Annotated in this window: 10 protein-coding genes; 6 read left to right on the forward strand and 4 right to left on the reverse strand. The window is 42.8% G+C overall.

The window, feature by feature from the left end; translation table 11 throughout:
- Positions 1–59 precede the first annotated feature (59 nt).
- The 4 genes from I3259_RS16500 to I3259_RS16515 form a co-directional block, all read right to left on the reverse strand.
- Entirely contained in the window at positions 60–926 is an 867-nt protein-coding gene (locus tag I3259_RS16500; RefSeq protein ID WP_238030777.1) for a DMT family transporter, read from the reverse strand.
- Positions 926–1,387, reverse strand: a complete 462-nt coding sequence (locus I3259_RS16505; protein ID WP_105061486.1) for a GNAT family N-acetyltransferase — start codon at positions 1,385–1,387, stop codon at positions 926–928. Before I3259_RS16505 ends, I3259_RS16500 begins: the two co-directional genes overlap by 1 nt.
- Before the next feature lie 91 nt (positions 1,388–1,478).
- Positions 1,479–2,063, reverse strand: coding sequence for a Crp/Fnr family transcriptional regulator (locus I3259_RS16510; RefSeq protein WP_105061355.1), 585 nt, complete (start codon positions 2,061–2,063; stop codon positions 1,479–1,481).
- Between the two features lie 72 nt (positions 2,064–2,135).
- Positions 2,136–4,103 (reverse strand): bifunctional 2',3'-cyclic-nucleotide 2'-phosphodiesterase/3'-nucleotidase, encoded by a 1,968-nt coding sequence (locus I3259_RS16515; protein ID WP_238030779.1) that lies wholly within the window; start codon positions 4,101–4,103, stop codon positions 2,136–2,138.
- A 418-nt stretch (positions 4,104–4,521) separates the two neighbouring features.
- On the opposite strand from I3259_RS16515, the gene cysG reads away from it, so the two are divergent.
- Genes cysG through cysQ form a run of 6 tightly spaced genes read left to right on the forward strand, consistent with a single transcriptional unit; the run spans position 4,522 to position 11,435 of the window.
- On the forward strand, positions 4,522–5,934 hold the full coding sequence (cysG, locus tag I3259_RS16520; RefSeq protein ID WP_238030788.1) for a siroheme synthase CysG: 1,413 nt from the start codon (positions 4,522–4,524) through the stop codon (positions 5,932–5,934).
- 13 nt (positions 5,935–5,947) lie between these two features.
- The gene (gene cysD, locus I3259_RS16525; RefSeq protein WP_238030781.1) at positions 5,948–6,856 is read left to right on the forward strand and encodes a sulfate adenylyltransferase subunit CysD; all 909 of its coding nucleotides are present in this window, start codon (positions 5,948–5,950) and stop codon (positions 6,854–6,856) included.
- Between the two features lie 10 nt (positions 6,857–6,866).
- Complete coding sequence (gene cysN / locus I3259_RS16530; protein ID WP_238030783.1) at positions 6,867–8,291, forward strand: sulfate adenylyltransferase subunit CysN; 1,425 nt, start codon at positions 6,867–6,869, stop codon at positions 8,289–8,291.
- Positions 8,292–8,295: 4 nt separating this feature from the next.
- Positions 8,296–10,023: an SLC13 family permease gene (locus I3259_RS16535; protein ID WP_238030784.1), complete on the forward strand. Its 1,728-nt coding sequence runs from the start codon at positions 8,296–8,298 to the stop codon at positions 10,021–10,023.
- Between the two features lie 22 nt (positions 10,024–10,045).
- Positions 10,046–10,669 carry an adenylyl-sulfate kinase gene (cysC, locus tag I3259_RS16540; RefSeq protein WP_005372719.1) on the forward strand — a complete coding sequence of 208 codons (624 nt, stop codon included), beginning with the start codon at positions 10,046–10,048 and terminating at the stop codon, positions 10,667–10,669.
- Positions 10,670–10,694: 25 nt separating this feature from the next.
- Positions 10,695–11,435, forward strand: coding sequence for a 3'(2'),5'-bisphosphate nucleotidase CysQ (gene cysQ, locus I3259_RS16545; RefSeq protein ID WP_198038476.1), 741 nt, complete (start codon positions 10,695–10,697; stop codon positions 11,433–11,435).
- Positions 11,436–11,530 lie beyond the last annotated feature (95 nt).

The following is an 11,530-nucleotide window of genomic DNA, read 5'->3' on the forward strand; positions in this document are numbered from 1 at the left end:
ACCTAAGTGGGCTTTTTTGTTTTTTCTTTTTATGAGTTACCGCAGACGTTACTATTTGATTATTGTATGTCGATCTGAGTGGTGAATTTTTTGCGTTTAGGTATTGGCATCATAGGTAGAACGATCAATAAAATACCGATAAGCGTTAAGGTATCTAAACTTTCGTTAAACCAAATCCAACCAAAGAGGGCGACAAAAATAAGCCCTGAATATTCTGCTAACCCAATTTTATGAGTTTCACTTTGGCGATATGCCAATACCACACACCCTTGATAGCCTAAGGTAAATAGCGCACTTGCAGCAATAAGCCCAAGGTTTTCAAGTGAGATTGGTTGCCAGAAGTACCATGCCAAAGGGGTCGCTACAGGCAGTGATAATACGCTTGTCCAAAAGAGCGTTGATGATACGGTTTGTGATTGTGGCAGTTTACGTACTAATACATTGTAGAGTGCCAATGTGGTTGCAGTACCCAGTGCGGCAATTGCAGCCCAGTGAAATTGGGTAGGACGTAAAACAATTAAAATTCCGATAAACCCAATCGCTGTCGCAACAACTTTCCCTTTTGTGGGGTACTCACCTAATAGCACTATTGAAAGTGGGATCATCAATAAGGGGGCGGCATAAAATAAGGCATTGGCCGTCGCGAGGGGCAAATATGTGAGCGCCACTAACAACATTGAGCTCCCTGCTAATACTAAATACGCACGGATAGTATTGATCTTCCAACTACCGACTTCACGTTGCGGTTTGGGCTGGGACAACCAAAAAGGCAAAATAATAATTAAGCTGATTACTTGGCGAAGAAACATGTATTGCAAGGGATGGACTTCGCCATTGAGTAATTTAACTGCGACATCAGACAGAGAAGCGGATAAATTACCGAATATCAGTAATAGGATCCCCAATGACACAGCAGTTTGCTTCATTAGTTATCGCCTTGTGTTAGCACCATATCAACATGTGGAATGCCGTCTTCAAGGTACATATCAGAGGTTTGTTTAAAACCGTATTGCGAGTAAAAGCCGATCAAGTGCTCTTGCGCTCCAATCTCGATGGTCGCATCGGGCCAAATACGAGCGGCGTTTTCGAGTCCTTGTTTGAGCAGTTGATGACCTATACCGCTTCCTCGTGTTTCTTGTGCCGTAACAACTCGACCAATACTGACATTATCATAGGTGAGCCCTGCACTGAGCAGGCGAAGGTAGGCGATCAGTTTGCCATCTTGATAGCCTAATAAATGGTAAACATCATCAGCACGATCGTTATCGTCAAGATCAGGGTAAACGCAGTCTTGCTCTACCACAAAAATATCAGCGCGTAGCTTTAGTGCATCGTAAAGCTGGTGGGTCGTCAGTTGTGCAAAAGAAAGGCATTGCCAAGTAATCATCAGGTGGTCTCTTTTTCTGTGATAGTTAAAGTCACCCTCATAGTAACCTGCGTTTTTCACTGCCTCATTAACCATTGTTAATATCGTTTCATTATTGTGGTTCGTTTTGTCTTTTTTTTATTCGGCTGAGGCTGATCGGGGTTATCCCAAGGTATGACGCAATTTGATAATCCGTGAGTTTAACGTTGAGATCTACAAAGCTTTGAGTGAATAGCTGATATCTCTCTTCTGGGCTATACATCAACATGAAGCGCTCTTTGTTTTCTTTAAATACTAACTGACGTTCTAATAAGTGTTGATATAGCGCTAACCCTTGTGAGCGCCATGTTTCAATTAGCTCAATCGGTAGGGCAATGAGCTCGCTAGCGGACAAGGTTTCTAAGAGAAAAGGTGAAGGTGATTGAGTGATCAAAGCTTCAAAGCCAATCAAAGTATCTTGATCCCAATAGAACTCTTTACTGAATTGCTTCCCACTTTCAGTGAGATAGCAAGCATGGCAGAGTCCATTGAGTAAAAAGTAGAACTGCTCTGCTTGTTGCCCTTGATGAAGCAATATATGTCGAGTGGGTAATGCTAATACTTGTGCTTGGCTTAATGCTTCATCAATCGTAGTTTGCTCGGCGCCAAATTGTTGAAGAAATTCGGCGAGTTGAGAAAGTTGTGCGGAAGGCTTCATGATGACTCACTTTTTAATCATAAAAAAATACCGCAGACCAGCTGCGGTATCTAGCTTACTTTATTGCGACGATTATTTCGCGTGTTGTAAATCCAATTGGTAAATCGCAAAGCCAGTTGGCGTTGTTTCAACTTGGGTCATTGGGTACTGACCTTTGTCTTTAATGAACTTCGCCGCTTTTTCACTATTGGCTGTTTCAAAGCGAATATCTAACTTCTTATCACTTTTCAGTGGCGTGAAGTGCCAGTTGTTATCCGCACTTGGTACAACTTGCCCTTTTTCTTTACTTACACGGCTAATGTAGTCAGAAAGAACGGTACGGTTTTCATCGGGTGCTGCAAAGGCAACAAACTTCTCACCAGTACCGGCAAATTTACCACTGTAAGCACGGTAGTTATTGGTTGCGATGATGAATTTCTGATCGTCTTTTACAGCTTTGCCGTTAAAGCTAAGATCTTTAATACGACTTGCCGTTGGGTTAATAACTTTACATTCACCGTCGTATTTCGCTGGTTGTGAAATATCGATGTTGTAAGTGACGCCATCAATAACATCAAAGTTATAAGTACGGAAACCATCCCAGTTGATCAAGCCTTGTGGCTTGTCGCTGTTAACATCAATTTGATTAAATTGGCCAGCAGAACATTCCAGCCACTCTTTCACTTCTTTACCTGTTACTTTCATTGCCACAAGGGTATTTGGGTACAAGTATAAGTCAGCCGCGTTACGGAAAGTCAGTTGACCTGATTCAACTTCAGTAAAGTTAGTTGCATCGTTACCACGACCGCCAGCTTTAAATGGTGCAGCGGCTGAAAGTACTGGAATACCATCGAGATCGGGATCACCTTGAATAAAGCGTTCAACATAATCTTTTTGTGCAAGGTTTACGATTTGTACGGTTGGATCATCTTGTACCAGTGCTAAGTAGCTGTACATAACGTCACTTGCTTTACCAATTGGCTGATTAACGAAATCACGGGTAGCGTTGTGATCAACTTTAACCGCCGCTACTAATTTAGGATCAGCATCAACAATTGGTTTTTGCGTTGCTTTATCAAAAATAGGGCGAGCTTCGGTTTGTGCTGAGGTGACTTTCCAGCTGTTACCCTCTTTATCTAATACTAAATCCATGATGCCAACATGATCGCCCCAGCGTCCCGGCATTACTGCTGGAATACCATTAATGGTCCCTTTTTCAATATCAGCACCTGGTAGATTTGCAAACTCTTTGCTTGGGAAAACCGAGTGTGAGTGACCGAATGCAATCGCGTCAATACCTTCAACTTGCGTTAAATAGTATACCGAGTTTTCAGCACCCACTTTATGTGGATCGGTTGAAACGCCTGAGTGTGGGATAGCGACAATAATATCAGCGCCCTCTGCTTTCATTTGTGGAATGAATTTCTCAGCAGTTTGCTTAATATCTTTGGCTTCTACCTTACCTTCTAGGTTCTTCTTATCCCACACCATGATTTGTGGCGGAACAAAACCGATATAACCAATCTTCACTTGTTGGTCATTACCGTTGTTATCTTTAAATGTGTATTCCTTGATCAGATAAGGAGAGAATAAGTTCTTACCTGTTTTTAAGTCGTAGACGTTTGCATTGATATAAGGGAAGTCAGCACCTTCAATGCTGGTATCAAGGAAATCTAAGCCATAGTTGAATTCGTGGTTACCAATATTACCAACATCGTAATCAAGTTGGTTCATGACTTTATAAACAGGGTGAACTTCACCATGCTTGATCCCTTTTGCTGCCATGTAGTCACCCATAGGGCTACCTTGCAGTAAATCACCGTTATCAACTAAGACACTATTGGTAACTTCGCCACGAGCCTTTTCTACTAATGTTGCAGTACGTACTAAGCCTGTTTTCTCGGTTGGCGAATCTTTGTAGTAATCGTAATCCATTACATTAGTATGGATATCCGTGGTTTCTAAAATACGTAGTTTGATGGTGTCTGCTGTGGCAGGACCTGCAAGCGTAAGTAAACCACCTAATATCGCGATTGATAAAGGCTTAGCTGATAACTTCATGAATATCTCCATACGGGTAGGCAAAGAAAGCAGGCGTAAGGTATCAAATGTACTGAGAAAGGCTGTTATCTATGTCGCACTATTGTGCTGCCCGTCTCGTTTTTTTTGACCAATTGTTAGCGAGATCGAAAATTACGCTGTTATTTCTCGTATTAATAGAAGAGTAATTCGGCATAACCTAGACATAAAAGGCATAACATAAGCTTTTAGTTACTGTGTTGTTCGCTATCGTTCGCCTTAATCATGAGATTTATCACTATAGAACGCATCATCTACAGTGTAAGTCGCTATATCTCGTGATTAAGTGTTGTCAGCATGTTGTAGCTAAACTTTTTGGAATAAAAAATGAAATTTTAGAATTTCAAGTAATATCAAGCCCCCTCTATAGTGCATCTAGGGATAAAAAAGAGGGCTAATGATGGATTACTTGCCAATTTTTGCAGATTTAAAGCGTCGACCATGTCTGGTTGTCGGTGGTGGTGATAGCGCGTGGCGTAAAACCCGTATGCTATTAAAAGCAGGCGCAGATGTTCGTGTTATTGCACCACGTTTAAATGCTGACTTTACTGCTGCATTAGCTTCTCAACAGATCAAATTGGTCGGTGAACATTTTTCACCATCAGATCTTGATGGTATTTTCTTAGCCATTGCCGCGACAGAGCGTAAAGCGATTAATGCTCTGGTCTATCAATCGGCCAATCAACGCCAAGTATTAGTCAATGTCGTTGATGATACTCAGCGCTGCAGTTTTATTATTCCCTCTATTGTTGATCGTTCACCCATCATTGTCGCGATCTCGTCGTCAGGTAAAGCGCCGGTACTCGCCCGTTTATTACGTGAAAAGCTTGAAGCCTTGTTACCACAACACTTAGGACCTATGGCAACGATTGCGGGTAACTTCCGTCAGCGTTTATCACAAACCGTCTCTTCTTTTTCTGCTCGTCGTTATTTCTGGGAGCAAGCCTTTAACGGACGTTTTGGTGACTTAGTGGCATCGGGGCGTGAGCAAGAGGCTGAGCAAGAGCTGGTGGCATTAACCCAACAAGCACCGCCGCAAGGACAGGTTGCATTAATTGGCGCAGGTCCAGGTGATGCAGGGTTATTGACTCTTCGTGCATTACAACTGATGCAGCAAGCTGATGTCGTGCTGTATGACTACTTGGTGTCTGATGAAGTGATGGATTTAGTCCGCCGTGATGCCGAATTAGTATGCGTGGGTAAAAAAGCCGGTTTTCATAGTGTCCCTCAAGAAGAAACGAATCGATTAATTGTTCACTACGCCCAGCAAGGCAAGCGAGTGGTGCGATTAAAAGGTGGCGACCCATTTGTGTTTGGTCGTGGTGGTGAAGAGCTTGAAGTGTTATTTGATGCTGATATTCCATTCCAAGTCGTACCGGGTATTACAGCAGCAGCTGGTGCTACAGCCTATGCGGGCATTCCATTAACTCACCGTGATTACGCCCAAACCGCCATGTTTGTTACGGGGCATCTAAAGCCTGATGGCGATACTTTGGATTGGTCAACACTCGCACGTGGAAAGCAAACCTTAGTGATTTACATGGGCTTGATGAAATCGAGTCATATTCAGCAACAGTTGTTAGAGCACGGTCGTGGTGCTGATACCCCTATCGCCATTATTGAGCGTGGTACCCAGAAAACCCAAAAAGTTTTAAAAGGTCAGCTAAGCGAGCTGGCTGAATTAGCAAAACATGCTGCTTCTCCATCGCTGATAGTAGTAGGAGAGGTAGTTAATCTATCGACGAAATTAGATTGGTTCACAAAACAGGAACAGTCGCTACAGCAGCAAGATGCGGTAGTTAAGCTGGCATAGTATGGAGAGAGAGATGGACCCGAAACGTTTAACCCACCTCAAGCAGTTAGAAGCGGAAAGTATCCACATTATCCGTGAAGTAGCGGCTGAGTTTGATAATCCGGTAATGATGTACTCTATCGGTAAAGATTCATCGGTAATGTTACACCTAGCACGTAAGGCATTTTATCCGGGGAAGATCCCGTTCCCATTGCTGCACGTTGATACCGATTGGAAATTCCGCGAGATGATCGATTTCCGTGATCGCACCGCAGAAAAGTACGGCTTTGATTTATTGGTACATAAGAACCCTGAAGGTCTCGCAATGGGCGTTGGCCCATTCACGCACGGTTCGTCAAAGCACACCGATATTATGAAAACTCAGGGTCTAAAGCAGGCACTGGACAAGTATGGTTTTGATGCCGCTTTTGGTGGCGCACGTCGTGATGAAGAAAAATCACGTGCAAAAGAGCGTGTCTATTCATTCCGTGACAAGAACCACACATGGGATCCGAAAAATCAGCGTCCTGAGTTATGGAATACTTACAACGGTCAAATCAACAAGGGTGAGAGCATTCGTGTTTTCCCTCTTTCAAACTGGACTGAGCTTGATATCTGGCAGTACATCTATTTAGAAGGTATCGAGATTGTTCCACTGTACCTATCTGAAGTACGCCCTGTAGTTGATCGTGACGGCATGTTGATCATGGTTGATGATGAGCGTATGGAGCTTCAACCGGGTGAGAAAATTGAACAAAAGAGTGTGCGCTTTAGAACCTTAGGTTGTTACCCACTAACGGGAGCTATTGAATCTACAGCCGATACACTACCGGGCATTATTGAAGAAATGCTGGTGGCAACATCGAGTGAACGTCAAGGTCGAGCGATTGACCATGATCAGTCGGGTTCAATGGAATTGAAAAAACGCCAAGGTTACTTCTAAGGAGAGAATAATGAATAGCGTGATTGAACAACAGGTCGCTGAGCTCGGTATCGAAGCTTATCTTGACCAACACCATAATAAATCTCTACTGCGATTTTTAACCTGTGGCTCAGTAGATGACGGTAAAAGTACTTTAATTGGTCGACTATTGCATGACTCTCACCAAATTTATGAAGATCAATTAGCGGCAATTCATACCGACAGTCAAAAAGTCGGTACAACAGGCGATAAGCCTGACCTAGCGTTATTGGTTGATGGATTGCAGGCTGAGCGTGAGCAAGGGATCACGATTGATGTTGCTTACCGTTATTTCTCAACCAAAGCGCGTAAGTTCATCATTGCTGATACTCCAGGGCATGAGCAGTACACCCGTAACATGGCTACAGGAGCATCGACCTGTGATGTCGCGGTGATCTTGATTGATGCGCGTAAAGGCGTATTGGATCAAACTCGTCGTCACTCTTACATTGCAAGTCTATTAGGTATTCGTCACTTTATTGTTGCGATTAACAAAATGGACTTAGTGGGATTTGACCAAGCGCGTTTTGAGTCAATCCGTGAAGAATATTTAGCGTTCTCGAAAAAACTGAACAGCGATATCAACATTAGCTTAGTGCCGTTATCAGCATTAGAAGGGGATAACGTTGTTGGCCTTAGCGAACAAACGCCTTGGTATGACGGTGATTCATTACTGACCTTGCTTGAAAAGGTGGATCTTACTCAAGGTCAGGCGTCGACAGACCTACGTTTCCCTGTGCAATATGTGAATCGTCCAAATCTTGATTTCCGTGGTTTCGCCGGCACATTAGCCTCAGGTGAATTACGAGTGGGGCAAAAAGTACGTGCGTTACCATCGGGTAAAACATCGACCGTTGATCGCATCGTAACATTTGATGGTGATTTAGAGGTTGCAACACAGGGCTTAGCGGTAACCGTCACCTTGGCTGATGAAATTGATATTAGCCGTGGTGATACGTTAGTTGCTGCTGATGAAACAGTGCCACTGAGTAATAATTTACTTGCTGATATTGTTTGGATGGGCGAGTCAGCGTTAGAAACAGGTCGCCAGTACGACATTAAAGTAGCGGGTAAGAAAACGGTCGGTAGTGTTGATGCTATTCGTCACCAAGTTGATATTAATAACCTTGAAACGTTTGAAACTGATGTTTTACCGCTTAATGGTATTGGCTTATGTGAAGTGAGCTTAAATGAAGCGATTGCTGTTGATAGCTATCAAGCATGTAAAGATACTGGCGGCTTTATCATTATTGATCGCTTAACGAATGTGACGGTTGGTGCGGGTATGGTACGTGAAGCATTAGATGCTAAACAAAATACTGCGCAATACTCAGCATTTGAAGTTGAATTAAATGCCCTGATCCGCAAGCACTTCCCACACTGGGATGCTAAAGATCTTAGCAAGTTGCTAGGGTAATTCTATGGGATGGGAGCAAGCGATTGTCTTAGCTATGTTGGTGGTGATTATTCTCTGCTTACTGGCAACCAAAATAAAACCGCCTTACTTATTTGCAGGTGCGGCATTTATTGGTTATCAGTCTGGAATGATCGATTTACCAACATTGGCTGGCAATTTCACTAATTCGTCATTACTGACATTAGTGTTGTTGATCCTTGTTTCCATTGCGTTAGAAAAAACACGGTTGATTAGTTGGGTTGGGCGTCAAATATCACAGGGCGGTCAAACGGCTGTGGTAACAAAACTCGGCTTATCAACCGCATTATTATCATCTTTTACAAATAATACTGCGGTTGTCGTGTCATTAATCGGTGCGATTAAGCGTAACCAACGCCACGCACCATCTAAATTATTATTACCGTTGTCGTATACCGCTATTTTAGGTGGAACGTTAACGTTAATAGGTACATCGACGAACTTAATCATAAATAGTTTCGTTGAAGATGCGGGTCTGCCTAGTTTAGGCTTTTTCGCGCCAAGTATGATTGGCTTAGCGGTATTGGTTGTTGGTTTAGCTATTCTAATCCCACTTAGTCACCTATTACCCAGTTATGATGATCATGCCGATGATCAATTGCCTTATTTCCTTGAAGCGCGTGTAGAAGCTAAATCCCCATTAGTAGGAAAAACCGTTGCCGAAAATGGTTTGCGTGCCCTACGCCGTTTATTTTTAGCTGAATTGATCCGCGACGGTCAAACCATTGCACCTGTATGTCCTGATACTAAGTTGCAGGCAGGCGATACCTTATTGTTTTGTGGTGATGTCGAAAGTGTAACCACGCTTCAAGAAATTCCAGGTTTAAACCTTTTTGGTCAGCATCACCTAAATGGCCAATCAATGATGGAAGTCATCATCAGCCACTCGGCAGGAATTCGTGGAAAAACCTTAAAAAGTACCCGTTTTAGAGAAAATTTTGATGCTGTAGTTGTGGCGATACGTCGTGGTCATGAACGTCTTGCTGGTGGACTCGGCAATATCGAACTGCATGCTGGTGATACATTAGTTATCGTGCCGGGTAAAAAATTCCAACAAAAGAAAGCCACCTTAGATCGTGAATTTGTCTTGGTGAATGGTCTTGATTCAAGTGCTCGCTTAGATAACACCAAAAGTGCAGCTGTACTGATGGGATTCCTGACTGTTATTGGTCTCGCTTTATTGGATGTATTACCAATCATTAAAGGTCTAGCCATTTATCTTTTCGTTATGGTAGCAGTAGGCATTATCTCATTTGTAGAATTACGTCGACGTTTTCCTATCGATATCGTTGTGATTGTCGGCTCGGCTTTAACCTTGGCTAAATTGATGATCACAACAGGGTTATCTGAGCGAATGGGTGAAGCTTTGATTGAAGCATTTAATGGCTGGGGGATTTATGGGGCATTAATTGCGGTTTACTTACTGACACTCGTGTTAACAGAGTTAGTCACGAATAATGCTGCAGCGGCTTTGTCTTTTCCTATCGGTTATAGCCTAGCATTAGCTTATAACGTTGATCCTATGCCTTTTATTATGGCAGTACTGTTTGGCGCCAGTGCGAGCTTTATCTCACCCTATGGTTATCAAACTAACTTATTAGTCTATAGCGTAGGTAACTATAAGCTGAGAGATTATGTTCGGATTGGATTACCAATATCGATAGTGTATTCAATCGTTGTATTAACCCTGATCCCACTGTTATTCCCTTTTTAATAAATAGACAACGGAGTGTGTTATGACAATCACGCCACAAGCGCATGATGATAACGAGAATATTGTTTGGCATCGTCATACCGTAACCAAAGAATTACGTGCAACACAAAAGAATCAGAAAGCGAGTGTGTTGTGGTTTACAGGCCTCAGCGGTGCAGGAAAATCAACAGTAGCTGGCGCATTAGAAAATAAACTGGCTGAAATGGGTTACCACACCTATTTACTTGATGGTGACAATGTTCGTCATGGTTTATGTCGTGATCTTGGTTTCTCAGCGGAAGATCGCCGTGAAAATATTCGACGTATTGGTGAAGTCGCGACATTAATGGCTGATGCAGGGCTAATCGTACTTAGTGCTTTTATTTCACCACATCGAGAAGAGCGTCAGTTAGTAAGAGATTTACTGCCTGAAGGTGAGTTTATTGAAGTATTTGTTGATACTCCTCTTGCTGAGTGTGAAAAACGTGATCCGAAAGGCTTGTATAAAAAAGCGCGAGCAGGTGAAATCAAACAATTTACAGGTATTGATTCTGAATACCAACCGCCGTTATCGCCTGAGCTCCATTTAGCGGCAGGTAGTAATGCAATAGATAAGCTGGTGGCACAATGTGTTGAACATTTAAAGTCACAACAGATCATCAGCTAATAAATGAAGGAGAAAGGGATTGGCAATGTTACTCGACGAAATATATAGCATCGCGTTAGAAGCGGGTGCTGCCATTATGGCTCGTTACCATGGTCAAGTTCAGATCACGCAAAAATCAGATAGCAGTCCTGTCACAGATGCCGATCTTGCCGCTAATGAACTTATCGTTACCAAACTACAACAGCTAACACCAGAGATCCCTATTCTTTCAGAAGAGTCCGCACATACAGATTGGCAACAACGACAAAATTGGGACACATTTTGGTTAGTTGATCCATTAGATGGCACTAAAGAGTTTATTCGCAAAAATGGCGAGTTCACGGTTAACATTGCTTTAATAAAAGAAGGACGTCCTGTTTTAGGTGTGGTGTATGCTCCTGCATTAGAAAAAGCATGGTTAGGTGATGGTGAAAAGGCGTGGTTAGAAACCAAAGCCGGTCGTGAGCCTATTCGTGTACGAGCAGCAACAGTACCAACGATTGTTGGTAGTCGCTCTCATCCTTCCCCAGAGTTAGATCACTACTTAGAACAAATCGGTGAGCACAAGATGACGGAAGTCGGTTCATCATTAAAGTTCTGTTTAGTCGCAGAAGGTCGAGCACAACGTTACCCGCGTTTGGGACCGACAATGATGTGGGATACAGCTGCTGGTCAGTGTGTTGCTGAGAGTGCAGGGGCAATAGTACTCGATTTAGAAGGGCAACCTTTAAACTATCATCGCGAGCAATTACTGAATCCATCTTTTATTGTTTCAATAAAAGACTAATCTTATTAAATAACGATAAGGCATATGAGTTATCTCATATGCTTAATTATATGGTCCGCCTCATCCTAAGCCGTTAGGCTTAGGGTAGGCTTTCA

It is taken from the genome of Photobacterium sp. Ph5 (assembly GCF_022129445.1).
Classification (GTDB): domain Bacteria; phylum Pseudomonadota; class Gammaproteobacteria; order Enterobacterales; family Vibrionaceae; genus Photobacterium.

Excerpts from the sequence above, each read along its gene's own strand:
- I3259_RS16500 (WP_238030777.1), bottom strand. The coding sequence starts at position 926 with ATGAAGCAAACTGCTGTGTCATTGGGGATCCTATTACTGATATTCGGT.
- I3259_RS16505 (WP_105061486.1), bottom strand. The coding sequence starts at position 1,387 with ATGATTACTTGGCAATGCCTTTCTTTTGCACAACTGACGACCCACCAG.
- I3259_RS16510 (WP_105061355.1), bottom strand. The coding sequence starts at position 2,063 with ATGAAGCCTTCCGCACAACTTTCTCAACTCGCCGAATTTCTTCAACAA.
- I3259_RS16515 (WP_238030779.1), bottom strand. The coding sequence starts at position 4,103 with ATGAAGTTATCAGCTAAGCCTTTATCAATCGCGATATTAGGTGGTTTA.
- cysG (WP_238030788.1), top strand. The coding sequence starts at position 4,522 with ATGGATTACTTGCCAATTTTTGCAGATTTAAAGCGTCGACCATGTCTG.
- cysD (WP_238030781.1), top strand. The coding sequence starts at position 5,948 with ATGGACCCGAAACGTTTAACCCACCTCAAGCAGTTAGAAGCGGAAAGT.
- cysN (WP_238030783.1), top strand. The coding sequence starts at position 6,867 with ATGAATAGCGTGATTGAACAACAGGTCGCTGAGCTCGGTATCGAAGCT.
- I3259_RS16535 (WP_238030784.1), top strand. The coding sequence starts at position 8,296 with ATGGGATGGGAGCAAGCGATTGTCTTAGCTATGTTGGTGGTGATTATT.
- cysC (WP_005372719.1), top strand. The coding sequence starts at position 10,046 with ATGACAATCACGCCACAAGCGCATGATGATAACGAGAATATTGTTTGG.
- cysQ (WP_198038476.1), top strand. The coding sequence starts at position 10,695 with ATGTTACTCGACGAAATATATAGCATCGCGTTAGAAGCGGGTGCTGCC.